Raw genomic sequence first — 25,113 nt, 5'->3', positions numbered from 1 at the left:
TCTATGTTAAGTAGGTGACTTAAAATGCACAAAAAAGAGTTAATTAAACTGTTAGAACAAATTGCTACTTATTTAGAACTAAAAGGTGAGAATGCTTTTAAAATATCAGCATTTCGTAAAGCGGCAAATGCATTAGAAACTGATGAAAGAAGTCTTGAGCAAATCGACGACTTTACTGCAATAAAAGGAATCGGAAAAGGGACTTCTGCAGTAATTTTAGAATATATTGAAACTGGTAAAAGTACGGTATTGGAAGAACTACAAGAATCATTGCCTAAAACTTTACTTCCTTTACTCAGACTACCAGGATTAGGTGGGAAAAAAGTAGCTAAGCTTTATCAAACATTACAAATTGAAAGCATGGAGCAATTAAAAGAAGCATGCTTAAATGGTAAGCTACAAGGGCTAGCTGGATTCGGAAAAAAGACAGAGCAAAATATTTTAGAATCAATTGAGGAGTTTGGTAAGCAGCCTGAACGCTTGCCGCTTGCAGATGTATTACCAATTGCTGATAAAATTGAAGCTTATTTAGCAGAAATGAACGATGTTGAAAAGTATTCAAGAGCAGGCAGCTTACGAAGAGTACGTGAAACAGTTAAAGATTTAGACTTTATTGTTGCATCAAATAAACCGGAAAGCATTAAAGAACAATTACTTTCGATGCCGGAAATCGTTCGAATAATTGCACAAGGTGATACAAAAGTTTCTCTTGTTTTAAAAGGTGTTGAATATGAGATTTCAGTTGACTTCCGAATTATTCAACCTAAGGAGTTTGCGACAACGCTGCATCATTTTACAGGTTCTAAGGATCATAATGTAGCTATGCGTCAATTGGCTAAAGAACGTGAGGAAAAAATTAGTGAGTATGGTGTTGAGAATGTTAATACTGGAGAAGTTCTAACATTTGATAATGAAGAAGATTTTTATGCTCACTTTAATTTACCTTGTTTTCCACCTGAAATTCGAGAGGATGGAAAGGAAGTTTCAACTTTTACAAACGATTACCCATTAATTCGTTTAGAAGATATGAAATCTGATTTACATATGCACTCTACATGGAGTGATGGTGGCTATTCAATCGAAGAAATGGCAGATGCATGTCGTGCGAAGGGGTATAAATATATTGTCATCACAGACCATTCACAATATTTAAAGGTTGCGAACGGTTTAACTCCTGAGCGCTTATGGAAACAAAAAGAAGAAATTCAGCGTGTTAATGAAAAATACACTGATTTCACAATTCTGCATGGGGTAGAAATGGATATTTTACCTGATGGATCGTTAGATTACGAAGATGATGTTTTACGTTCACTTGATTTTGTTATTGCATCAATTCATTCTAGCTTTAGTCAAGATGAAGAGACAATCATGATGCGTTTAAAAAATGCAATGAGAAACCCTTATGTTAGCATGATTGGGCATCCAACAGGACGCAAAATAGGTAGAAGAGCTGGGTACAAAGTAAATGCTGAAGAATTAATTTCTGTAGCAAAAGAAACAGGTACAATTTTAGAATTAAATGCAAATCCAAATCGTTTAGATTTAAATAAAGAAATGTTAATTATGGCACAGGAAGCTGGTGTGATGCTATCTATTAATACGGATGCACATAACATTGATATGCTAGAGCATATGACTGTCGGGGTTAGTGCGGCCAAGAAGGCTTGGTTAAAAAGAGAAAATATTGTAAATACATTTGAATTACACGAACTTTTAAGCTTGATTGAAAGGAAACGTAATCGAGTGTAAGGAGGTTACGGGGCATATGAAACGTACGTTAAGAGTTTTAGAGTACGATAAAATAAAAGAACAATTACTTAAACACGCTTCATCTTCACTAGGTAAGGAACGGATAAAAAACCTTTTACCAAGTACTAGTTATGATGAAGTTGTAGAACTACATGAATCAACCGACGAAGCTGTGAAAGTTATTCGTCTACGAGGAAATGTACCTCTAGGCGGATTATCGGATATAAGAATGCAAGTAAAAAGGGCAGATATTGGTGGAATGCTATCTCCTTCTGAGCTAATTGCGATTTCGGGTGTTACATATGCTGGGCGTCAAATGATTCGATTTATTGAGGGCTTAATTGAGAGTGAAGTAGAAATTCCATACTTAGAATCATTAAGTGAGCAAATCATTCCTTTATTAGAATTAGATAAAAATATAAAAGCTGCTATTGGTGATAATGGAGAAGTTTTAGATGACGCTAGTGTGACACTTCGAACAATTCGTGGACAAGTTCGAACAGCTGAAGCTCGAATTCGTGAAAAATTAGAGAGTCTAACTAGAGGTGCAAATGCACAAAAAATGTTATCAGATTCAATCGTAACGATTCGTAATGATCGTTTCGTTATTCCAGTAAAACAAGAATATCGACATGTTTATGGTGGTATTGTGCATGATCAATCTTCTTCTGGACAAACCTTATTTATTGAGCCACAGGCTGTCGTGACATTAAACAATAGTTTACAAGAAGCTAAAGTTAAAGAAGAGCAAGAAATTGAGAAAATTTTAATGGCATTAACAGGGCAAGTAGCTGAGGCTTCAGCAGATTTATTGCAAAATGTTGAAATTTTAGCAGAAATGGATTTCTTATTTGCCAAAGCTAATTATTCGCATTCAATTAAGGCGAGTAAACCAATTTTAAATAATGATCGATATTTTAAATTAAAAAAAGCACGTCATCCTCTAATTCCAAGGGATATAGTAGTAGCTAATGATATAGAATTAGGTAAGGATTTTACTACGATTGTTATTACTGGTCCAAATACGGGTGGTAAGACAGTTACTTTAAAAACGATTGGTATTTGTGTTTTAATGGCACAATCTGGTCTACAAATTCCGGCACTAGACGGTTCAGAAATTTGTGTGTTTGAGCAAATTTTCGCCGATATTGGTGATGAACAATCAATCGAACAGAGCTTAAGTACATTCTCTTCGCATATGGTGAATATTGTAGATATTTTAAAACATGTGAATCATAGTAGTCTTGTATTATTTGATGAATTAGGGGCTGGAACTGACCCACAGGAAGGTGCAGCTTTAGCAATCTCAATATTAGATGAGGTAAGTGAATACGGTGCTAGAGTAGTAGCAACAACGCATTATCCTGAACTAAAAGCATATAGTTACAATCGAGAGCACGTTATGAATGCAAGTGTTGAATTTGATGTAGAAACATTAAGTCCGACTTATCGACTATTAATTGGTGTTCCAGGTAGAAGTAATGCATTTGAGATTTCTAGAAGACTTGGACTTTCAAATCGTGTAATTGAAAAAGCAAGAAATCATGTAAGTGAAGAAAGTAATGAAGTTGAAAATATGATTGCATCTTTAGAAACGAGTAGAAAAGGTGCAGAAACAGAATGGAAAGAAGCAGAAGATTTCCGTAAAGAATCAGAGCGTGTATTCAAAGACTTACAAAAGCAAATGATGGAATTTTATGAACACCGTGATGAATTATATCGTGGCGCACAGGAAGAAGCGAAAAAGCGTGTCAGAGTAGCACAACAAGAAGCTGAGGAAATTATTAAAGAGCTAAGATCGTTAAAGAATAGCCAATTAGCTTCTATTAAAGATCATGAATTAATTGAGGCAAGAACTCGTTTGGAAGGGGCAATTCCTTATGCTCCAAAGAAAACCATTCCTCAGGCAGCTCCGAAGAAACAAAGAAAGCTTCGTGAAGGTGACGAAGTAAAAGTAATTAGCTTTAATCAAAAAGGGACACTGCTTGATCAAGTTAGTGAAGGTGAATGGCAAGTTCAGCTCGGTATTATTAAGATGAAAGTTAAAGAAAAAGATATCGAATATATTAGTTCTCCTAAAGAAGTAAAAGAACGAACTGTCACTTCTGTAAAAGGTAAAGATTTTCATGTTAATCTTGAGCTAGATCTTAGAGGTGAAAGATATGAAGATGCGCTAATTCGTGTTGAAAAATATATCGATGATGCATTATTAGCCGGTTATCCTCGAATTAATATCATTCATGGAAAAGGAACTGGCGCATTGAGACAAGGGGTACAAGAATACTTGAAAAAACACAGATCAGTTAAATCATATCGATATGGAGCAGCCTCCGAGGGCGGAATAGGTGTTACTGTTGTCGATTTAAAATAAGGTAATAGGGGTTCTAAGATGGAAAAGTTGGCAAAAATATTATTTACGGTTTGTGCAGTATTTTTAATTTGGGGAATTTTGTATGTAACAGTTATTAAATAAAGTAATTGAGACTAGCATCATTAATGTATTTCTATTAATTTATGTGGACGTTCAAAATCTTACATAAAAATGAACTTAGAAGACATAACCTGAGTTAGTCTCTTTTTTATTAGAAAGGTGAATTGGCTTGAAGAAAATCATTTTAGCATTAGTCATCTTTGTTATTGTCTTTGTTGGATTTAATGGTTTTCAACATAAACACCAAAAGAAGATAAATGATGTAAGTAAAGATATTATTGTGCAAAGAGATGTACGTTACACAAATCCTGCCCAAGTTCCACAAACCTTTGATATATACCGATCTAAAAATTCACATGGTCCATCACCAACGTTGATATTTGTTCATGGTGGTTCTTGGAGATATGGAAGTAAAGCGTTAAATAAACGTTGGAGTACGATTTTTAATGAAATAGTAAAAGATGGTTATACAGCAATTAGTATAGACTACACACTTTATTCAAAAGAAAATTATTCATATAACTTTCCAGTTCGTGACGTGAAAACAGCAATCGACTTTATTTACACAAATTCAACAGAATTAGGAATTGATCGAAATCAAATTGGGATCGCTGGTGCTTCTGCTGGTGGACACTTAGCCTTATTAACTGGTCTTCAGCCCGATATTCAAAACAAAATAAAATATATTATTGCTTGGTATCCAATTTCAGACTTAACGACGATGAATCAGTCTCCTTCTTCAAGAAGTTCGGAAATCGTAGATAAATATATGAATAGTACTGTTGATCAAATGACAGATGAGTATAATCGAATGAGTCCTATTCAATATGTACAAAAGACAAAAGTGCCAATCTTTATCGTACATGGTACAGGAGATAAGCTTGTTCCGTTCAGTCAATCTAAGAGATTTGCTAAAAAAAATCCAAAAATGGTTACGTTGATTGCGCTTAAAAATGGAAACCATGGATTTACAAATCTTTCGGTACAAAAATCTACCAATGATACGATAAATTATTTAAAGGCAAGATTAAAAAAGTAAGGAGTATCAATGAATCATATTAATAAAATTCAATTTCTAACGAAAGATCATTGGAATCTATTGTTACTAGCTGACCCATCAAAAGAAATGGTAGATAAATATATTCAAAAGAGTAATATTTATGAAGTACTAGACCAAAATTTACTTGTAGGTGTATTAGTATTAATGGAGAATTCAAGTGAAGAGGTTGAAATTAAAAATATTGCAATTGATCCGACCTTCCAAGGACAAGGATTTGGAAAAAATTTAATTCACTTTGGAATAAATGAATCTAAAAAACTTGGTTATTCGAAAATTTCGATCTGTACAGGAAACTCAAGTACATACCAATTAACATTATATAAAAATTGCGGATTTCAAATCAGTACTGTTTTTCACAATTTCTTTATTGATAATTATGATGAAGAAATTTGGGAAAATGGTATACAGTGTAAGGATTTAATCAAGCTAGAACAAAATTTATAGACAAAGTACTAATATATGATTATCAGACTGAAGCTACCTAAGAAGACTTAGGTAGCTATTTTTTATTCATTATAAAGTTTGACATACATCACGTAAGTATTACGGTCTTGATCAACTTCATTTGAAGTTTGTTCGTAAATTTGATGATTTATTGTTATATAAGTTGATTGAAGCCAAGAAAGTAGATCCAATTCATCTCCGCTCTCATAGAAATGAATTTCATCAAAAGTATCGACATCTCTAATTTCAATGCCTAAAGGTCTATTTAGATGGTAAAAAGGAGTATTTTCCATATCCGATTCAATTACTTCAATTACATACCGATCTTCCTCGATATAAGAGCCCCTATTCTCGTAAACGAAACCATTTAAAATAAAGTAATCGCAATATCTTCTTGTAAAGATTTGGACCTTTGATAAAAATGGAAAATGGTAAATAGGTCGTGTAAATTCTCCATCAAGTAATCGATATTCAAGAACAAAGATGTTGTCTGTATTAAACATTGTTCAAACTCCTTTAATAATTGTATATACATTAGTATATAACACAGTTTAGGATAGAAATGTATGTATTTATATATTGAACTAGGAGAATACAATGTCAAAAACATCAAAATTAATGAAAAAAGTGAGTATTACCTTAACAAGTGGTATTGTAATCAGTTCATTAACCGGGTGTGGATCTGAACCAGAGTCGATTGAGACAACCGATAATTCTCAAGATTATTATGAAACAAGTCAACCGGTCTATGAAAATACAAACCAAGTAAATGAGGTTGATGAGGAGACGACGACTGAAGATAGTTTAGATGAGACTGACTATACTGATAGTGAGGAAACAGAATTTGTATATACGGATTCTGAAATGCCTGATGATGAAAATTGTAGTGATTGGGAATTTGACTATGAAGACAATATTTGGATTTGTGATGATAATTCAAGCTCATTTTATCGGAATTTCTTCTTTTTAGGCTCATTCTTTGCAACAAAAAGTATGTTATATAGCAACAATGATTTTAATCAATACAAATCCTCTGGCATTATTAAAGGAACAAATTCCTCAGCTAAAAAAAGTGGTTTTGGTAGTGGAGTATCTGGAGGATTTGGAGGTTAGTTTAATAGTTAACGAGAGATGCTAAAGCTAAATTCTATATACTTTAAGAGAGAGATTAGTTTAGTATAGATTAGAATAATTTAATTCTTGAAAGGAGATCCCAATGTCAAAAACATCATTATTAATGAAAAAAGTTAGTATCGCATTAACCAGTGGATTAGCAGTAAGTACATTAGCCGGCTGTGGTTCTCAAAATGCTGATAGACCAGACAAACCAAAAAATGACGATTGTCGTGATTGGGAGTTTGATGATGACGAAGGTGTTTGGGTTTGTGATGATAGCACTAGTCATTACTACCATAGTTATTATCATGGCGGAATATTTTATCCAACAAGAACTGCACTTCATGCTAGTAGTTCTTATAAGAGCTATAAATCTTCTAGTAAATATGCAGGGCATACTTCGTCTTCTAAAAGTGGTTTTGGAAAAGGTTCATCTGGAGGATTTGGTGGTTAATAATGGATAATGTGAATTTACAGAATCATAGACGAAAACGCAAAGAAGTATATCAAAAACTTCCAGATTTTTGGGCGGATCTACAAGATTCATATTATGCTTTATTAGACCATTATCCATTGACTGAAAATGAGGTTGATGAAATTCATACAATTACGGAGCAAATTGGAAAAATCTATGATAAGACTGCTCGGTTAATGAGACAGTTACCCGATGATATTTTTTATATGCTTGGTTATTCAAAGGAAATCGTACCTTTTTTACGTTATAAAACGATTGAAAGTGAAGGTATCATTAGAAGAATTGACCTTGTTCGTACAGTAGATGGTTGGAAACATTATGAATGCAATAGTGACACCCCAACTTTTATTATGGAGACCCATCATGTCAATGGTTACATTACGGATTATTTTAACTTGAAGAACCCTAACGCTGAAAGTGAAATGAAACTTTCGAACGTCATAAATCATGTTGTCAATAAAAGCATAAAAGGGTTAGATAAACCAATTATCGTTTTTACAGCTCATGGTGATCATGAAGAAGATTGGAAGACAGCTAAATATATCCAATCCCTATACAATGGTAAGAGTCAATTAATAGCGCTAGAAGATTTACAGATTATTGAAAACGATGGTCTTTATACACCTAAAGGGGAAAGAATACACATTCTTTACCGACAGACCTATCCAATTGAACATCTTGAACTTGATCAATCTTCAGATGGAACAAAAATTGGCCTGGCACTATTAGAACTTGTAAAAGACGGTAAATTGATTATTTTCAATCCATTATCTGCATTTTTACTACAATCCAAGGCTGTTCAAGCATTAATTTGGAATTTACATATAGAGGAATCAGATGTTTTTACTGAAGAAGAACATGATGTAATTAGAAAGCATTTTCTACCAACATTTTTAGAGCCAGATTTCTTTATAGAAAACAATCTTCCATATGTTGAGAAGCCTGCATTTGGCCGTGAAGGAGATTCAATTAAGATTGTTAACGGAGAAAACCGTCAACAAAGTAAACAAAATAACTATCATGATCAAGTTATGGTGTTTCAACAATATTCACCTTTACCTATGAGAAAGGTTATGACACCTGATGGAATGCTAGATTTACATGTATTAATAGGTAGTTTTTTAATTAAAGAAGAATACGGAGCAATTGGTGTCCGTGCCGGGAATATTATTACCGGAAACGAAAGTTGTTTTTTACCTGTAGGAATCGTTGAAGAAAAGAATTAATTAATGAGGGGATGAGAAGATAGATGGATAGTATTGTTAGTACGTTGATGTATTTAGGATCGGGACTTATTCTTTTATTTATTGGATTTTTAGCTTTTACTTTTACCACTAAGATGAGTGAACAAAAATTAATTTTAGAGGATGGTAATATTGCCGTTGCACTGAAATTAGCGGGAAAATTAGTAGGGTTAGCAATTGTTATTATGTCAGCGGCAAAGTATTCAGTTAACTATGGTGATTTCATTATTTGGAGCTTAGTTGGTATTATTGCTCAAATGGTTACATATTGGATTGCAGAATTTGTATTATTTCCAAAAATTTCGTTTGCTAAAAAGGTTGAAGAAGGAAATATTGCAGTAGCTGCATTATTGTTTACATTAAGTGTAACAGTAGGTTTATTAATTTCAGGTAGTATTTCATATTAATGAAAAAAATGAGAATGCTAGAGCGGCATTCTCATTTTTTCAGAGTGTTGAAATATAGCATAGTCAATATTAAAAATAGATAACTAAATAAGATTTATTGATAAAGTTGTAATCTTCATTGGTGCAGTGTTAGTTATTTATGTTTATATATCGGTAAGATTTTTGATAAAAGATTAAACCGTTTTTTTTATGAACACGAATTGAGAAGATTTAATTTTGTGTTTACATTTTTAATTTAATTTCTTCTATTTTTATAATTCGTCTATTCTTTTTCTTTATGATTCATGGTCATTTTGTAGATTTCCTAATTTTATTGAAGATAAGGCTGTACTTCCTCAAAAAGCTTATTTTAAAGTTTTTAAAGATAAACTTTTTTAGATGAATAAGTTGATTGGAACGAAAGGGTGATCGACTCCTGTGGGATATGCGGGAAGGCTGAGACCCCGCAGGCTTGCCGAGGAGGCTAAAGAATCTCGCCCCGCGGAAAGCGAGCACCCTGTAGTGGAAATCAACATGATATTACTTATCTAATTGACAACTTCTTTTTACTACAACGTGAAATGAGAATGCTAGATTGGCATTCTCATTTTTAAAATTCAATTTAGAATGCAAGTTGGATAAACAAGCAAAGTAAATACGATTTTTACCTTTTATTAAAATTCTTTTAAATGTATGCTTAATGTATAGGAATTACATTTAATTATCTTTTTACTTAAACTTCAAAAAAGGGGGAAGAGCATTGACTTTAGAAATAAAACAGCTTTCTAAAAATTTTGGAGATACTATTGCCGTTAACGAATTATCATTTACTTTGCCTACCGGAAGAGTATTAGGTTTATTAGGTAGAAATGGAGCAGGTAAAACGACCACCATTAAAATGTTATTAGGTCTTCTTACACCTACAAAAGGAGAAATAACTTGGAAAGGGAGCCCATTTAAAACTGATAAAGTAAAGGTAGGGTATTTACCTGAAGAAAGAGGATTATTTACCAAAAGCAAGGTTGTTGATCAACTTAAATATTTCGGGAAATTAGAAGGTATGTCTAATAAAGAGGTTGATATAGCAATAACATATTGGCTTGACCGTCTAGAAATACCACATTATCGAAATAAAAAGGCCGGGGAGCTTTCAAAAGGTAACCAACAAAAAATTCAACTAATTGTAACTTTATTACATAACCCTGAATTGATTATTTTAGATGAGCCATTTAGTGGACTAGATCCAGTTAATGCGGAGTTAATGGCTTCAATTATTACTGAACAAATTCAGAAAGGGAAAACGGTTATATTATCAAGCCACCGTATGGATCAAGTGGAGGCTTTTTGTGAGCATGTTTGTATACTTAAGAACGGTAATGTAGTCGCGGAAGGTAGTTTAAGTAGCTTAAAAGAAGACTATGGGTATAGAAATTTAATTTTAGAAGATATAACATCGATTAAACAAATCCTAGATTCCAATAATGTTAGCTATGAACAAAAGCAATTAGGAATTTACGTAAAGGTAAAAAGTGATGAGGAGGCTTTTACGATTTTAAATCGTATTAAGTCAGACTTGGGTTTTATTAAGAAGTTCCAATTATTAGAGCCTACACTAAATGATATCTTTATAGAGAGGGCGAAATAAATGAAAAAGTTTAGTACGGTCTTTTTATTTCATTTACGTGAAGGTCTTTTGGCGAGAGCAACGATGATTATGAGTATTATTTTATTTGTATTGGTCGTTGGAATGTTTGGCGTACAAAAATATTTTGCTGGTACAGAAAAGAGTAGTAAGGATAAAGATAAAATAGTATTGATAAATAATTCGAAAAACTATTCGGTAGATCTTGCTAGTTTAAACAAAACGATTAAATCCGCAAAGATTGAGCAGAGTGATGCGTCAAAAGAAAAAGATTTAAAAAATCAAGTTGAAGATGGATCAAAAGATGGACTGCTTATTCTTTCCGAAAAGAACAATGTCCCGTCCATTCAATATACGTATAAAAAGTTTTCAAATAGTGAATTGCTTTCAGTCGTAAATATGACTTTACAGCAAAATTACTTAAATAAAACTGCCCTAGATTTAAAGCTATCGCCTGAATCTGCAACAAAGTTATTGCAAAAAGTAGAAGTAAATGAAAATGTTCTAAAAAATCCTATGGCTACATTTGGAATTGCTTACTTTTTTGGTTTCTTATTGTATATGTTTCTATTAATTTATGGAAACTCAATTGCAACGGGAATTGTTGCTGAGAAGTCTTCTAGGGTAATGGAGGTATTGCTACCAAAAGTAAGTCCTGTCGTGACTTTATACGGAAGAGTCATTGCGGTATTTTTTGTAGCTTGTGCACAATTAATTGTATTAGGAATAGGATTTCTTTTTGCTAATTTATTAGGCTGGGTTAATACTAATGCGATATCTTTTTTCGGAATGAAAATAGATTTAGAGGCATTAGATACTACAACCATCATTGCATTTATAGTTTATTTCTTATTAGGCTATTTACTTTATGGATTACTTTACGCTGCAATTGGATCAGTTGTTTCAAGAACAGAAGAGCTTCAAATGGTCTTGATGCCAATTACTATTTTAGTCGTAGCGGCATTCTTTATTAGTATTAATGCATTAGTAAATCCAACTGGTACATTTGTTCAAATTAGCTCATATATTCCATTTTTTGCTCCACTTGTAGCATTTTCTAGATTTGTAAGTGGAGAAATGAGTTTTATAGAAATAAGTGCTAGTATATTAATTTTACTAGTTTCAATTATGATTTTAACTCGTGTTGCTAGCCGTATTTATGTTAATGGGGTAATGTATTACAGTGAAAAAGTAAAGTGGAAAGATGTAGCTAGATTATTAAAAAGACAATAAAAAAATAGATCTCATAGGTCAAATTGATGACACTTGAGATCTATTTTTTTATTTGTCTAATTTTCTGTTGGTTGATTAGTATCCTCTTCTTCTATACTACTTTTAACATCTTGCTGTAGAACTTCTAACGCTCCAATTACAATCTCTGAAACACGTTTATATCCTCTAGTTTTATTTGGATGCATACTATCTATTAAATAATATTCACCGTTCATTCTATTCCACCCAACATTAGAGTATAGGTCGATGCATGGCAATGCGTAAAATGTAGCTACATCTTTTACAGCTCTAGCATAATCAGATGTTAAATAACCGGCTTTATTTTTATCTTCATATTTTCCGTTGTGGTATCTAGGTACAGGCGTCATAAGAATAATCCAACAATTTGGTAATCTTGTTTGTATTTTTTCAATCATTGAACATAAAGCACCGATAAATGTAGACTCGTCTAAATTGGGTCGTTCATTTGTTGGGAATCCTTTTCCTAAAGGAAGACCTCTACCAAAGTCATTTGTTCCACCCATTATTGTTAAAAGTTGAGTATCAAGTGGAATCGTAGCATTGATCCTTTGACTGTTACACATACTTGATAAAATTTCTATCGTTCCATTTGGCTGTGGTTTAGGTGGTTGACCTTTGTAATTTCCATTTTGATCAATCCAGGCAATCGAACCATTTTCAGTTATAGTTGTGCCGCCAATCCCTCTATTTACATGAGTCAAGCCTAACCTTTTCGCTACAGCCGGCTGCCATCCGTTAGACGAAGTGATACTATCTCCGTAACTAATCCATTTTTTTGATTTGTAACCGGTTATTTTTTTTCCTTTTGTCTCAGCTATATTGGTTAATGTATTAAAAATGCGTTTTACAAAAGAGGTTAATCTACCCATAGAAATCACCCTTTTTACACATATTTATTTCATAAACATGTAAAGCCTATTTACTAAAAATGAAATTACAATAGTATAGGATTTTTTTGCATGTAACATTTTATATATAAAAATTATTCTATATTACATTTATTCAAATAAAATCAACTTAACAAAACTTTAAATCAATTGTTAAAACTGTTTATTTAAAGAAAGTTGGACTTCCATTGTTAGCCAAAACAACAAGCCAGTATCTTAATTCTAGTCTAAGATACTGGCTATTCTTTTAGGTAACTAATGGTACTTGTAGTTATTTTTATCGGAGCTTTTTTTCAAGAAGATCCCTATAATTAACTGAATGAGACCAATAACAAATATGATTGGATACAATACCCACATCAGCAGCCCTGCCCAGCCATCTCCTTTGATAATAGCGTACGTAATTCCAATGGCAAATGACAAAAATGGCCCAATGGCTACCATATTCACGATACCCCAGATGATGAATTTACGTTTTCTAGATTGCCCTATAGTGAAAACGAGAGCAAGAGATGCGCCAAAAAAAGCGATCAAAATTGCTATAAAAATTGCCAAAAAAGTCACTCCTCACTTAGGTAAACCAACATATTTTGATGTGGTTTTATAATTTAGTGTAGGCTAGTTAGTTGACTGATCCTGCGGAATTTTATCAATTAAATTAGTGTATGAATCTTGAATTCTCTTTGTTATTTCTCCACGCTTTCCTAAACCGATAGAATAGGATTTTTCATCAATTAAAACTGAAGTAACAGGTAGGATATCAGAAACTGATGCTGTTGTAAAAGCTTCATCTGCATTTAAAAGTTCATCAATTGAGAATGGAATCTCTTTTACTTCGAGTTTTTCTTTTTTTGCAATTTCAAGTACCACTTTTCGAGTAATGCCATTTAGAATTAAGTGATTGGCAGGATGAGTGAAGAGAGTAGAGTTTTTTACGATAAAGACGTTTGTTGCTGATCCTTCTGTAATGATCCCATCTCTATGCAAAATTGCTTCTTTTGCGCCTTTAGCGTAAGCCTCATTTTTTACTAAAACACTACCTAATAAGTTTAAACTTTTTATATCACAGCGAAGCCATCGAATATCATTTGTTAGATAAGCAGTTATTCCTTTTTCCATTTGCTGTAATGGTCTATGATCTTCTCTTACTGTGTAAGCAACTAGTTGTGGCTTTAAATTAGCTTCGTCTTGGTAAATATGATTGCGGTTCATTACACCTCTACTAATTTGGATATAAACATATCCATTATCGTAATCGCATGTATTCATTAAATAAACTAAATCACTTTCAAGTTTTTTTAGGTGCATTTTAAAAGGTATTAATATTTTTTCACAGCTTTCCTTCAAGCGAATTAAATGTGCATCGAGTTCAAAATATGACTTATTGAAAAAACGAATAACCTCATAAACGCCATCTCCAAATTGATAACCTCGATCTAAAATATTTACATTTGCAGATTTTAAATCGACAATACGGTTGTTTAAAAGAACCTTTGTTTTCATATGAACTCCACTCCCTTTTATCATTTAAGTCTGTTTGATTAAAAGCTTTCAAATAGTCTGGACTTTAAATTTATGAACTATGTAAACACTGTTTATTATGATACATTCAATATATCACAAGTTTATTAAATATTTTGTAAAAAGGAGAGAGACAATGAAATTATTAATTTTAGGTGCTAGTGGACTAGTTGGGAAGGCTTTAATAAAAGAATTTTCTCCTAATTATGACGTTTATGGAACGTTCAATCAAACAAAATTAGATTTGAAAAATGATCATCAATTACAGTGGGATATTAATGATTCAGAGAAAATTTTGGACTGGATTGATCGTATTTGTCCAGATGTAATTGTTTCTTGTTTACGTGGTGATTTTACTGTTCAATTTGAGGCGCATTCTAGAATAGTAGAAAAAATAAAATCAACATCAACGAAATTTTTATTTTGTTCTACAACAAATGTTTTTGATGGAGAAGTTTCAAAGCATCACGCTGAAAACGATCTTCCTATTGCCGAATCAGATTATGGACAATTTAAAATAAAATGTGAAGAATTAATTAAGAATGAGATTGGTGATAATGGGATTGTATTAAGATTGCCAATGGTTTGGGGAAAACATTCACCAAGACTAAATGAAATAAAAGATAAAATAGAAAAGGGTCAAGAAATTGAAGCATATGATAATATTTTTTTGAATCATGCAATTGATACAGGAATTGCTAAGCAAGTAAGAAAAATTATTGAAAATGATTTAAAAGGGATATTTCACCTTGCAACAACTAATATTGACTCGCAATACTCATTTATATTTAAACTTGTAAAAAGTTTATCCAATGAGGGGAAAGTCAAATCTCTCACTTTAGAAAACTATGATGAATACAATTTTGGATTATTGACTAATCGCAGCGATTTTTCACCTGATTTTTACTATGATAGCGATGAAGTAATTAAACAATTAGTTCATTAAATTCTAAAACAAATTCAAAATCCACTGGTGATTAAATATTCTTAATATTTTGATTGTATAGCTGAAATTTGTAACATATACTAATTTTAGTATGAACATACTTTTAAAATACTGGTGGTGAATGGTATGGAGGAACCAAGATTAAGGCCTTGGGTGAGTCAGTATCCAGAGCAAATACCAGCTACATTAGACGAACAGTTTGATTTATTACCAACATATTTAAAGCAAACAGCTTCAAAATATCCAGCTAAGAAAGCGCTTAATTTCCTTGGGAAATCAATGACGTTTAATGAAATTTATATTCAGTCTTTAAGATTCGCCAATTTTTTAAGGAATTTAGGAATTAAAAAAGGCGATCGCGTTGCAATTATGCTTCCAAATTGTCCTCAAGCAGTGATTGCTTATTATGGGATTCTTTTTGCAGAAGCAATTATCGTCCAAACAAATCCGCTATATACTGAACGAGAGCTTGAATATCAAATGAATGATAGTGGTGCAACAGCTATTATTTGTTTAGATTTATTAATTAATAGAGTGTACGAAGTAAAAAAATCTACTAATCTTCAACATATTTTTGTTACTGGGATTAAGGACTATTTACCATTTTTTAAAAAGCTGTTATATCCTTATTCAAAACAGCCAAAGGCACCTGAGATACCTAATGATCACTCGATTCATCAATTTAGTTTTATTATGCAAATATCTGCACCGCTTGAACAGGATCTCTCAAGTAGTAGTATAGAAGATGTAGCAATCCTTCAATATACTGGAGGAACAACTGGATTTCCTAAAGGTGTAATGCTTACACATAAAAATTTAGCATCAAATACGTTAATGGCGGAGAAATGGTTATATAAAAGTAAGAAGGGCCAAGAAAAGATTTTGACTGTCTTACCATTTTTTCATGTATATGGAATGACGACATGTATGAACTTATCAATCATGTGTGCGTATGAAATGATTATCGTTCCGAGATTTGATGCAACTCAAATGCTTAAAGCAATCAATAAATATCGACCTACATTGTTCCCGGGTGCACCAACAATGTATATTGCATTATTAAATCATCCTGATTTAAAGAATAATGATATCTCATGTATTCATGCTTGCCTAAGTGGTTCCGCAGCATTACCTGTTGAAGTTCAAGATCAATTTGAAAAGGTGACAGGTGGAAAATTAGTAGAGGGCTATGGTTTATCAGAAGCTTCTCCAGTTACACATAGTAATTTCCTATGGGATAAGCGAGTGACGGGCAGCATTGGAGTTCCTTGGCCAAGTACAGATGCTAAAATAGTATCTCTAGAAACTGACGAAGAATTACCTTATCGTGAAATTGGGGAATTAATCGTTTCAGGACCACAAGTAATGAAGGGGTATTGGAATCGACCAGAGGAAACTGCAACTACGTTAAAAAATGGCTGGTTATATACAGGTGATTTAGGCTACATGGATGAAGAAGGCTTCTTTTATATCGTTGATCGTAAGAAAGATATGATCAATGCAGGAGGGTTTAACGTTTACCCTAGAGATATCGAGGAAGTATTATATGAACACGAGGCTATTAAAGAAGCAGTTATAGTTGGTATTCCTGATGCATATCGTGGAGAAACAGTTAAAGCTTATATTGTATTAAAAGAAGGAAAATCAGTGACTGAGGCTGAACTAGATGATTTTTGCCGGAAATATTTAGCAGCCTATAAGGTTCCGAGAATATATGAATTTAGAAATGAATTACCAAAAACAATGATTGGTAAAATCTTAAGAAGAACATTACTAGAAGAAGAAAAACAAAAGAATATGAAACCTGAGGATTCAGATGAAAATTTAATATAATAATATATGGGGGATGATAACAGAAGCATCCCTCTTTATTTTATGAACCGTTATAAAAATACTATGCTAAAATAAATTTAAAGATTGATTAGAAAAAAACCTGATAAAATTAAATATAAGTACAAAGATTAAAAAGAATAGTAAAAGCTTTTGTAAGAAACTTTATACATAAAAATATTACAGGACAATTGACAATTTTCTGATAAATTTGTATTATGAGAATATGAATGATTATTCATTCACTGTAAGAAGGGGTTAATAAAAAATGAAAAGAGATAAACCAAAATATAAACAAATAATTGATGCTGCAGTTGTTGTAATTGCTGAAAATGGTTACCATCAGGCGCAGGTTTCTAAAATTGCAAAACAGGCTGGTGTAGCTGACGGAACAATCTATTTGTATTTTAAAAATAAAGAATCCATCTTAATTTCACTGTTTGAAGAGAAGATGGGAAATTTTACTGAAAAAATTCGTCAAAAAATTGAAGGTAAACCGGACGCGATATCGAAATTATTAATGTTGGTAAAAACTCACTTTTATGAAATGTCTAAAGATTCGCATTTGGCAATCGTTATGCAATTGGAAGTAAGACAAACAAATATTGACCTGAGATTAAGAATAAATGAGGTACTAAAAGAGTATCTACATATCATTGATTCAATTTTAAATGAAGGAATCAATAGTGGTTTGTTCGACAAACAATTGGATATTCGTACAGCTAGACAAATGATCTTCGGCACGATTGATGAAGTGATGACCCATTGGGTAATGACCGGTCAAAAACAAGATTTAGAAGCTAAAGCCGATAAAGTCCACCAACTATTAATAAGAGGATGCGGGTACCAAAATTAACGTTCTAGTACATTTTGAAAAATAGGGAGGAATAGTTGTGAGTTTAATTCAATGTAAAATATCCGATGGTATTGCATTATTAACAATTCAAAATCCACCAGCAAATGCAATGTCTTCGGTTGTATTTGCTGATTTAGTTAAGCGTTTAGATGAATTAGAAAATAACAATGATGTAAGCGTTTTAGTTGTTCATGGAGAAGGTAGATTTTTCTCTGCAGGTGCAGATATTAAAGAATTTACTTCTTTCAAAAATGCTGAAGATGCAGCAGCTGTTGCAAGAAGAGGTCAACTAGTTTTTGATCGTGTTGAAAATTATTCTAAGCCGATCATCGCAGCAATTCACGGAGCTGCATTAGGTGGCGGACTTGAATTTGCAATGAGCTGTCATATTCGAGTTGTTGCAGAAAACGCAAAACTTGGTTTACCTGAATTAAACTTAGGAATTATTCCAGGGTTTGCTGGGACACAACGATTACCACGTTATGTAGGTAAAGATAAAGCGTTAGTTATGCTTGCGACTTCTGAACCAATTTCTGGTGTTGAAGCTGGGAAAATTGGATTAGCTACAATTGTAGTGCCAGAAGAAACTTTATTAGATGAAGCAAATGCATTAGCGGCTAAAATTGCTAATAAAAGTATGCAATCAATTCAATATATTCTACAACTACTATCTTCTACTAGAACTAATTCATATCATGAAGCGGTGGAAGAAGAGTCTAAATTATTTGGAGAAATTTTTACAACTGAAAATGCAAAAGAGGGTATTTCGGCATTTTTAGAAAAAAGAAAACCAGTGTTTAATAAATAAGTAGTTTAATATTTTAAAAAAATAGATGTAGTTACATTTCCTGGGAGGGTATAACAATGAACATTTATGTACTATTAAAAAGAACATTTGACACTGAAGAGAAAATTACAATTTCAAATGGTGCAATCCAAGAGGATGGCGCTGAATTTATTATAAATCCATACGATGAGTATGCAGTTGAAGAAGCGATTCAAATTCGTGACGCTCATGGTGGCGAAGTAACTGTCATAACAATTGGTAACGAAGATAGTGAAAAAGAACTTCGTACAGCACTAGCTATGGGTGCTGATAAAGCTGTATTAATTAACGTTGAAGATGATGTTACAAATGCTGATCAATATACAACTTCAAAACTTATTGCTAAATACTTAGAAGATAAAGATCCTTCAATTATTTTAGCAGGTAATGTTGCAATTGATGGAGGTACTGGTCAAGTAGGTCCACGCGTTGCTGAATTATTAAATATTCCTTACGTGACAACAATTACTAAAATTGACATTAATGGTACGACAGCTACAATCGAACGTGATGTAGAGGGTGATACAGAAATCATCGAAACATCTTTACCATTATTAATCACTGCTCAACAAGGCTTAAATGAACCAAGATATCCTTCTTTACCTGGTATTATGAAAGCTAAGAAAAAGCCTTTAGATGAATTAGAATTAGATGATCTAGATTTAGAAGAAGATGAAGTTCAAGCAAAAACGAAAACAATTGAAATTTACCTACCTGCTAAGAAAGAAGCGGGCAAAGTTTTAACTGGTGAATTAAAAGACCAAGTAAAAGAATTAGTTTCATTACTACGTTCTGAAGCAAAAGTAATCTAATTTTATTGAATATTAGAACTTAAATAATAGATTAATATCGTAATAGAAAATTTTGGAGGGAAATAACATGTCACGTAAAGTATTAGTATTAGGCGAAGTTCGTGAAGGATCACTACGTAATGTTTCATTTGAGGCAGTAAGTACGGCTAAAACAGTTGCTGAGGGCGGAGAAGTAGTTGCTGTATTAGTAGGTAAATCAGTTAGTGCATTAGCTGCTGAAATGATTCAATACGGTGCAGATCGTGCAATCGTTGTTGAAGATGAAAAATTAGCATCCTATACTTCTGATGGATATTCTCAAGCACTTTTAGCAGTTATTGACCAAGAAAAACCAGAAGGTCTAGTATTCGGTCATACAGCTTTAGGTAAGGATTTATCTCCTAAACTTGCTGCTCGTATGCAAAGTGGTCTTATTTCAGATGTTACTGCAATCGAAGTAGCTGGTGGAAATATTGTTTTCACTCGTCCAATTTACTCAGGTAAAGCATTCGAGAAAAAAGTTATGGTAGATCCATTTATTTTTGCGACAATCCGTCCAAATAACATTTCAGCATTAGAAAAAGATGCTTCTCGCACTGGTGATGTAGCAGCTGTTTCGGTTGAAATTAAAGACTTACGTTCAATCGTCAAAGATGTTGTGCGTAAAGCGAGTGAAGGTGTAGACCTTTCAGAAGCGAAAGTGGTCGTTGCTGGTGGCCGTGGCGTTAAGAGTGAAGAAGGCTTTAATCCATTAAAAGAATTAGCTTCAGTACTAGGTGCTGCTGTTGGTGCATCTCGTGGTGCATGTGATGCTAACTATTGTGACTACTCTTTACAAATTGGCCAAACTGGTAAAGTGGTAACGCCTGATTTATACATTGCATGTGGTATTTCAGGAGCTATCCAACATTTAGCTGGTATGTCAAACTCTAAAGTAATCGTTGCAATTAACAAAGATCCAGAAGCTAATATCTTCAAAGTAGCTGATTACGGTATCGTTGGTGACTTATTCGAAGTATTACCTTTATTAACAGAAGAATTTAAAGCTGTATTAGTTAACTCTTAATATAAAAGCTATAAATGATAGCCCACAAGTTAGTATCTTGTGGGTTTTTTGTGTTTTTCAAGTGTACGTCTTGAAAAAAAATTTAAAAAAGAGGGGTTCAAAAGTACTTTAACTTTTGTGACACCTCTTTTATAGTTCTTCTATTCGTTTACAAGCCATTGTCCTTACATCCTAACAATGACTGATCCACCGCCACTTGTTACAACTTGATTTTGTTTTTGTTCAAGTTGTCTAAGTAATTCATTATTTGCTTCGATTGCTTTTACAAGGTTTGTAATCTGATTTTCAAGATTCATGAACATTTGCATGATTGATTGATGATCAGTTTGTACATGACCTTGAACACCGTTTCTCATAGGATGTTGGGGATGATGCGGATGTAAATTCCAAAATGGATGATGCATACTTTTACCTCCAATTTCTAGACCAATGTACTATATAGTACGTCTTATTATCATAAGAGTTCGCCTATTTTAGTTGAATCAGTAATTGCACTTTATATATAAGAAAGAAGTGATTTTTTACAGCTTGTATTTGCTTATATTGGAGAAGTTGAACATTGTCAAATAGGTAGGTTCAAAAGAGAGGAAGAAATTTTTTAGAACAACACAAAAAAAAGTAATCCCTCTTAAGGATTACTTAAAATTTATGATATAGCTTTGTTTAGTTTGTTTTTTTCAGATAATAATTCGTGGCGCTTTTCAATTTTACTTTCAATTTTTTCAATTTCTTCTTTGTTTCGTAATAAAGATTGTTTATTCTCATGAACTAATTGATTAAACGATTTACGTAAAGGTTTTCTCATAAATGCCACTCCTATCGTGTTAAATTTTTTGAATATTATTATTATATTCAACAATATATTAACATAAAAATCTGGCATTATTTCGAGTAAGATTTTACGAAATTGTGACAAAAGTATCGAATTGAATTGTTACTCATGGACTAAATCGATAATCTAGAAGTCTCATGAAGCAGACAATCAATAATTTAACATTTAAATATGAAGATTTTATGAATAAATCTTTTCATAAATCTCTACTTCAATACCATCTGCATTCGTTTTATTTTCTATATATTTAAATCCCTGTGATTTCCAAAAAGATTTTGCTTGTTGGTTTTTAATTAACACTCCTAATCGTAAACCGTTAATATTTCTTTTTATAAGTAGTTCTTCAAATAATATAAATGCGTTTGTTCCAAATCCATAACCATGGTAATCATGATGGATCATTAAAAGTCCTAGCCATGGGAAACCATCTTTAGGATTTAGCGCTAAAAAATCAATTAATCCTATATAGGTATCATCTAATTTAATAAAATAAGTTTCCGTTTGATGTGAGGAAAAAAAATATTCCTTCATTAGTTCTTCTTTTGTTCGTGTTAAACGACCATTCTCCATTTTATTGTAATTTTGATTTGAATTTGTAATTTCTTCAATTACTTCAATTAAGTCTGTTGTAATTCTTTCAAATGTTATCACTTTTTTAGTCCTTTCATTGGTATATCAACTATTTGTTTGGAAATAGTAAGTTTGAGCAAATAAATAGAAAATGCTAATTCTCATATGGTATACTTTCATTAAAATTATAACAAATTATGTGAATCTACATATTTTACTTATGTAGCTTGCGCAGGTAGGAGGAAAAAATAAATGGCAATTGTTAATGCAACAAACGCAACGTTCGCAGAAGAAACAAAAGAAGGTGTAGTATTAGTTGATTTTTGGGCAACTTGGTGTGGTCCTTGTAAAATGATTGCTCCTGTATTAGAAGAATTAGCTTCTGAATACGGAGAAAAAGTTAAAATTGTTAAAGTTGATGTTGATGAAAACCAAGAAACAGCAGCTAAATTTGAAGTTATGAGCATTCCATCATTATTCGTTCTTAAAGACGGCGAAGTAGTAGAAAAAACTTTAGGTTTCAAACCTAAAGAAGCTTTAGAAGAATTAATTACTCCACATATTGGTTAATTATAATTTGTAAGAAATGCACTCATAATATGAGTGCATTTTTTTTTTGTATTTTTAAATAAAAAAAGCTGGCTAGGACAATATTTATAAAACCAATACCGTAAGCCAATGTAAATGTTTTCATTATAATGATCAATATTAAAAATTAGAGTTATGTTAAAAATTTCTAATTTAAATAAGATTGACTATTTTTCTGTCACGTTTTATATTTAATAAGCATTAATATTTAACAGACATTAAATATTTAATTTGATTAATTTTTAAAGGAGGTTAACTTTCTTGGCTAACAAAAATGAGTACATTGAACGGATTCAGATTGCACTTCAAAGTACTATTCATAAAATGCAACCAAAAGTGACAGAAAGCATGAATAGTCATGGGGTAACAGCTACTCAATTTTTTGTTTTAATGTACTTACGAAAAAAAGAAAGCTGTAAAATATCTGAAATAGCAGAGATGATGGGTGTAAAACCAAGTGCTGTATCATTTATGATTGATCGACTTGAACATAATGACTTTGTATATAGAGAACATGATAAAAAGGACCGAAGAGTTGTAAATATTATGTTAACTAAGGAAGGTATTAAAAAATTAGAATCAGTGATAAAAGATCGAAAAGAAATTTTTGAAGGTTTCTTGTTTAACCTTTCTGACGATGAGTTATTACAATTTGCAAAGATTACTGAAAAACTTGCAAATGCTGCAGCAGATTTATAGAAATTTTTACAAGATACTTTTTTGTATTAGTAATTATAAAAAGAAAAAAGATATGGGAGAGAAGGGAGAAATATATTTTGACTACAAATACAGTTGTTCAAAAAGAAGGCAATCGTAAACTATTGCTAATTGGACTAATAATTGCAATGTTTTTCTCGGCATTAGATGGCACGATAGTTGGTACTGCAATGCCTAAAATTGTAGGGGACCTTGGTGGTTTAAGTATGATGACTTGGCTTACAACAGCATACTTATTAACTTCAACTACTGTAGTGCCGATCGCAGGTAAATTAGCAGACTTATTAGGTCGTAGAAGTGTTTATATTGCAGGTTTAGTTATATTTATGGCAGCTTCAGCATTATGTGGTATTGCCCATAATATGACTGAATTAATTATTTACCGTGGTATTCAAGGTATCGGTGGCGGTGTAATGATGCCGATGGCGATGATTGTAATCGGGGATTTATTTACAGGTAAAGAACGTGCGAAATTCCAAGGGGTTTTCGGTGGTATTTACGGTTTAGCTTCAGTAATCGGACCACAAATTGGTGGATGGATTGTTGACTCATTAAACTGGAAATGGGTATTCTACATTAATCTTCCTGTAGGGATTATCGCAACAATTTTTATTGCATTAGGTTTAAAAGGAAGAAAAAACACTGGACCAATCAATTTCGATATCGCTGGTATGGTGACTATGATTATTGGTGTTGTAAGTTTACTTCTTGCTTTAAGTTTAGGTGGAGTTAAATATGATTGGAATTCTTGGCAAATCATTAGTTTATTTGTATTAGCTGTAGTTGGAATCATTAGTTTCGTTATTGCAGAAAATAAAGCTAAAGAGCCAATTCTACCAATGCATTTATTCAAAAATAGAACTTTCGTAACATTAAACTTAATTGGTTTCTTTATGACAATAGCGATGTTTGGTGCAATTATGTTCGTACCATTCTTCATGCAAGGTATTGTTGGAGTAAGTGCAACACAATCGGGAACAATTATGACGCCAATGATGATCACTATGATTATTGCAAGTATTATCGGTGGTCAGGTTGTATTTAAAGTAGGAATTAAACCACAGATTATTACGGGTATGTTCGTAATTGCATTAGGTTTATATTTATTAACAACTTTAGATATGAATTCAAGTAAAACAATTGCAACTATCTTTATGGGAGTTATGGGTCTAGGTATTGGGTTAGTAATGCCGACAATTACACTAGCTCTTCAAGAAGTATTTGATAAGAAGGAATTAGGGATTGTAACATCTTCTAGCCAATTCTTCCGTTCAATCGGTGGTACTTTTGGAGCAACTGTTTTAGGTGCTGTAATGAACAGTAAATCAGGAACACTTTTAAACCATGATTTAGTGCCATTTTTAAATAAATTACCAGCTCAAGCTGCACCATTAGTAGACAAATTTAAAGACATGATTAATACAACTCCTCAATCTGTATTTACAATGTTATTTAATGCGGATGCTAAAAAGCTAATTCCAAAGCCAATTTTAGAAGGAATGTTACCAATCATTAAAACATCATTAATGGATTCATTACACCAAGTATTCTTTGTTGGTTTAGGATTCATCATAATTGGTGCAATCGTAACATTATTCCTAACACCAATTAAATTAACGAATAGAAAAGCTGGAGATAAAGAAGGTAATGAGCAAGAACAAGTAAAAGTGGAAACTGCGACTTCTTAATTTCCGATGCTGTCATAATAAAAGTGAAAACCATCCAGAATTAATTGAAGTGCACCTCCAAATGTTAGACGTATCTAACATTTGGGGTCACAACATAATTTGGATGGTTTTTATTTAAATTAAATATGCCAATTGACCACTGATTGCCATATGAAGAAAAAAGAGAGTTCCCAAAAAGATTTACTTTTTTGGCC

The 25,113-nt window shown here is 32.4% G+C and carries 26 protein-coding genes; 19 read left to right on the top strand and 7 right to left on the bottom strand.

The genetic code is table 11. The features are described 5' to 3' along the window. The first annotated feature begins 24 nt into the window (after positions 1–24). From polX to BM319_RS12010, 4 genes are all read left to right on the top strand, one after another. A complete protein-coding gene (gene polX, locus BM319_RS12025) occupies positions 25–1,749 on the top strand; it encodes a DNA polymerase/3'-5' exonuclease PolX (protein ID WP_091022820.1) in 1,725 nt (574 codons plus the stop codon). Between the two features lie 16 nt (positions 1,750–1,765). Further along, complete coding sequence (locus BM319_RS12020) at positions 1,766–4,120, top strand: endonuclease MutS2 (protein ID WP_069034576.1); 2,355 nt, start codon at positions 1,766–1,768, stop codon at positions 4,118–4,120. 229 nt (positions 4,121–4,349) lie between these two features. Then, the gene (locus BM319_RS12015) at positions 4,350–5,219 is read left to right on the top strand and encodes an alpha/beta hydrolase (RefSeq protein WP_069034575.1); all 870 of its coding nucleotides are present in this window, start codon (positions 4,350–4,352) and stop codon (positions 5,217–5,219) included. 9 nt (positions 5,220–5,228) lie between these two features. After that, positions 5,229–5,684, top strand: a complete 456-nt coding sequence (locus tag BM319_RS12010; RefSeq protein WP_069034574.1) for a GNAT family N-acetyltransferase — start codon at positions 5,229–5,231, stop codon at positions 5,682–5,684. Between the two features lie 62 nt (positions 5,685–5,746). On the opposite strand, the gene BM319_RS12005 is transcribed toward BM319_RS12010, so the two are convergent. Further along, positions 5,747–6,187, bottom strand: a complete 441-nt coding sequence (locus BM319_RS12005) for a hypothetical protein (RefSeq protein ID WP_069034573.1) — start codon at positions 6,185–6,187, stop codon at positions 5,747–5,749. 94 nt (positions 6,188–6,281) lie between these two features. Here BM319_RS12005 and BM319_RS12000 point away from each other — a divergent pair, with 94 nt between their 5' ends. The 6 genes from BM319_RS12000 (at position 6,282) to BM319_RS11975 (ending at position 11,780) form a co-directional block, all read left to right on the top strand. Then, on the top strand, positions 6,282–6,797 hold the full coding sequence (locus BM319_RS12000) for a hypothetical protein (protein WP_091022818.1): 516 nt from the start codon (positions 6,282–6,284) through the stop codon (positions 6,795–6,797). A 103-nt stretch (positions 6,798–6,900) separates the two neighbouring features. Next, positions 6,901–7,254 carry a hypothetical protein gene (locus BM319_RS11995; RefSeq protein WP_069034571.1) on the top strand — a complete coding sequence of 118 codons (354 nt, stop codon included), beginning with the start codon at positions 6,901–6,903 and terminating at the stop codon, positions 7,252–7,254. Between the two features lie 2 nt (positions 7,255–7,256). Beyond that, the gene (locus tag BM319_RS11990; protein ID WP_091022817.1) at positions 7,257–8,501 is read left to right on the top strand and encodes a glutathionylspermidine synthase family protein; all 1,245 of its coding nucleotides are present in this window, start codon (positions 7,257–7,259) and stop codon (positions 8,499–8,501) included. A 23-nt stretch (positions 8,502–8,524) separates the two neighbouring features. Further along, positions 8,525–8,926 (top strand): DUF350 domain-containing protein, encoded by a 402-nt coding sequence (locus BM319_RS11985; protein ID WP_069034569.1) that lies wholly within the window; start codon positions 8,525–8,527, stop codon positions 8,924–8,926. A gap of 739 nt (positions 8,927–9,665) precedes the next feature. Continuing rightward, positions 9,666–10,550: an ABC transporter ATP-binding protein gene (locus tag BM319_RS11980; protein WP_091022815.1), complete on the top strand. Its 885-nt coding sequence runs from the start codon at positions 9,666–9,668 to the stop codon at positions 10,548–10,550. Then, positions 10,551–11,780 carry an ABC transporter permease gene (locus BM319_RS11975; protein WP_091022813.1) on the top strand — a complete coding sequence of 410 codons (1,230 nt, stop codon included), beginning with the start codon at positions 10,551–10,553 and terminating at the stop codon, positions 11,778–11,780. Between the two features lie 56 nt (positions 11,781–11,836). Here BM319_RS11975 and BM319_RS11970 read toward each other — a convergent pair whose 3' ends face one another. The 3 genes from BM319_RS11970 to dat all read right to left on the bottom strand — a co-directional run bounded on the left by BM319_RS11970 (position 11,837) and on the right by dat (position 14,191). Beyond that, a complete protein-coding gene (locus BM319_RS11970) occupies positions 11,837–12,670 on the bottom strand; it encodes an SGNH/GDSL hydrolase family protein (RefSeq protein ID WP_091022811.1) in 834 nt (277 codons plus the stop codon). 273 nt (positions 12,671–12,943) lie between these two features. Continuing rightward, positions 12,944–13,243 carry a hypothetical protein gene (locus BM319_RS11965; protein WP_091022809.1) on the bottom strand — a complete coding sequence of 100 codons (300 nt, stop codon included), beginning with the start codon at positions 13,241–13,243 and terminating at the stop codon, positions 12,944–12,946. 63 nt (positions 13,244–13,306) lie between these two features. Next, positions 13,307–14,191 carry a D-amino-acid transaminase gene (gene dat, locus BM319_RS11960; protein ID WP_175495603.1) on the bottom strand — a complete coding sequence of 295 codons (885 nt, stop codon included), beginning with the start codon at positions 14,189–14,191 and terminating at the stop codon, positions 13,307–13,309. A 154-nt stretch (positions 14,192–14,345) separates the two neighbouring features. On the opposite strand from dat, the gene BM319_RS11955 reads away from it, so the two are divergent. The 6 genes from BM319_RS11955 (at position 14,346) to BM319_RS11930 (ending at position 20,524) form a co-directional block, all read left to right on the top strand. Next, entirely contained in the window at positions 14,346–15,155 is an 810-nt protein-coding gene (locus BM319_RS11955; protein WP_175495602.1) for a sugar nucleotide-binding protein, read from the top strand. A gap of 126 nt (positions 15,156–15,281) precedes the next feature. Continuing rightward, positions 15,282–16,988 carry an AMP-binding protein gene (locus BM319_RS11950; protein WP_091022803.1) on the top strand — a complete coding sequence of 569 codons (1,707 nt, stop codon included), beginning with the start codon at positions 15,282–15,284 and terminating at the stop codon, positions 16,986–16,988. Between the two features lie 265 nt (positions 16,989–17,253). Beyond that, on the top strand, positions 17,254–17,841 hold the full coding sequence (fadR, locus tag BM319_RS11945) for a fatty acid metabolism transcriptional regulator FadR (protein WP_069034561.1): 588 nt from the start codon (positions 17,254–17,256) through the stop codon (positions 17,839–17,841). Positions 17,842–17,878: 37 nt separating this feature from the next. Next, complete coding sequence (locus BM319_RS11940) at positions 17,879–18,649, top strand: enoyl-CoA hydratase (protein WP_069034560.1); 771 nt, start codon at positions 17,879–17,881, stop codon at positions 18,647–18,649. Positions 18,650–18,705: 56 nt separating this feature from the next. Then, a complete protein-coding gene (locus BM319_RS11935) occupies positions 18,706–19,479 on the top strand; it encodes an electron transfer flavoprotein subunit beta/FixA family protein (RefSeq protein ID WP_069034559.1) in 774 nt (257 codons plus the stop codon). 67 nt (positions 19,480–19,546) lie between these two features. After that, on the top strand, positions 19,547–20,524 hold the full coding sequence (locus BM319_RS11930) for an electron transfer flavoprotein subunit alpha/FixB family protein (RefSeq protein WP_069034558.1): 978 nt from the start codon (positions 19,547–19,549) through the stop codon (positions 20,522–20,524). 164 nt (positions 20,525–20,688) lie between these two features. Here the strand turns inward: BM319_RS11930 and BM319_RS11925 are convergent, their stop codons facing one another. The 3 genes from BM319_RS11925 to BM319_RS11915 all read right to left on the bottom strand — a co-directional run bounded on the left by BM319_RS11925 (position 20,689) and on the right by BM319_RS11915 (position 22,007). Continuing rightward, complete coding sequence (locus BM319_RS11925) at positions 20,689–20,928, bottom strand: hypothetical protein (RefSeq protein ID WP_084006963.1); 240 nt, start codon at positions 20,926–20,928, stop codon at positions 20,689–20,691. 242 nt (positions 20,929–21,170) lie between these two features. Continuing rightward, on the bottom strand, positions 21,171–21,329 hold the full coding sequence (locus tag BM319_RS11920) for an FbpB family small basic protein (protein ID WP_069034557.1): 159 nt from the start codon (positions 21,327–21,329) through the stop codon (positions 21,171–21,173). A 207-nt stretch (positions 21,330–21,536) separates the two neighbouring features. Further along, positions 21,537–22,007, bottom strand: coding sequence for a GNAT family N-acetyltransferase (locus BM319_RS11915; RefSeq protein ID WP_091022799.1), 471 nt, complete (start codon positions 22,005–22,007; stop codon positions 21,537–21,539). A 171-nt stretch (positions 22,008–22,178) separates the two neighbouring features. Here BM319_RS11915 and trxA point away from each other — a divergent pair, with 171 nt between their 5' ends. The 3 genes from trxA (at position 22,179) to BM319_RS11900 (ending at position 24,919) form a co-directional block, all read left to right on the top strand. Continuing rightward, complete coding sequence (gene trxA / locus BM319_RS11910) at positions 22,179–22,496, top strand: thioredoxin (protein ID WP_056472391.1); 318 nt, start codon at positions 22,179–22,181, stop codon at positions 22,494–22,496. A 279-nt stretch (positions 22,497–22,775) separates the two neighbouring features. Next, positions 22,776–23,213, top strand: a complete 438-nt coding sequence (locus BM319_RS11905; protein WP_069034555.1) for a MarR family winged helix-turn-helix transcriptional regulator — start codon at positions 22,776–22,778, stop codon at positions 23,211–23,213. A 77-nt stretch (positions 23,214–23,290) separates the two neighbouring features. Continuing rightward, positions 23,291–24,919 carry an MDR family MFS transporter gene (locus BM319_RS11900; RefSeq protein WP_286143732.1) on the top strand — a complete coding sequence of 543 codons (1,629 nt, stop codon included), beginning with the start codon at positions 23,291–23,293 and terminating at the stop codon, positions 24,917–24,919. Positions 24,920–25,113 lie beyond the last annotated feature (194 nt).

The organism is Bacillus sp. UNCCL81, assembly GCF_900112535.1.
In the GTDB taxonomy this organism is placed as follows: Bacteria; Bacillota; Bacilli; order Bacillales; family Bacillaceae_G; genus Gottfriedia; species Gottfriedia luciferensis_B.
Note: the sequence above shows the minus strand (reverse complement) of the source record. Positions and strands in the feature narration are given on the sequence as shown.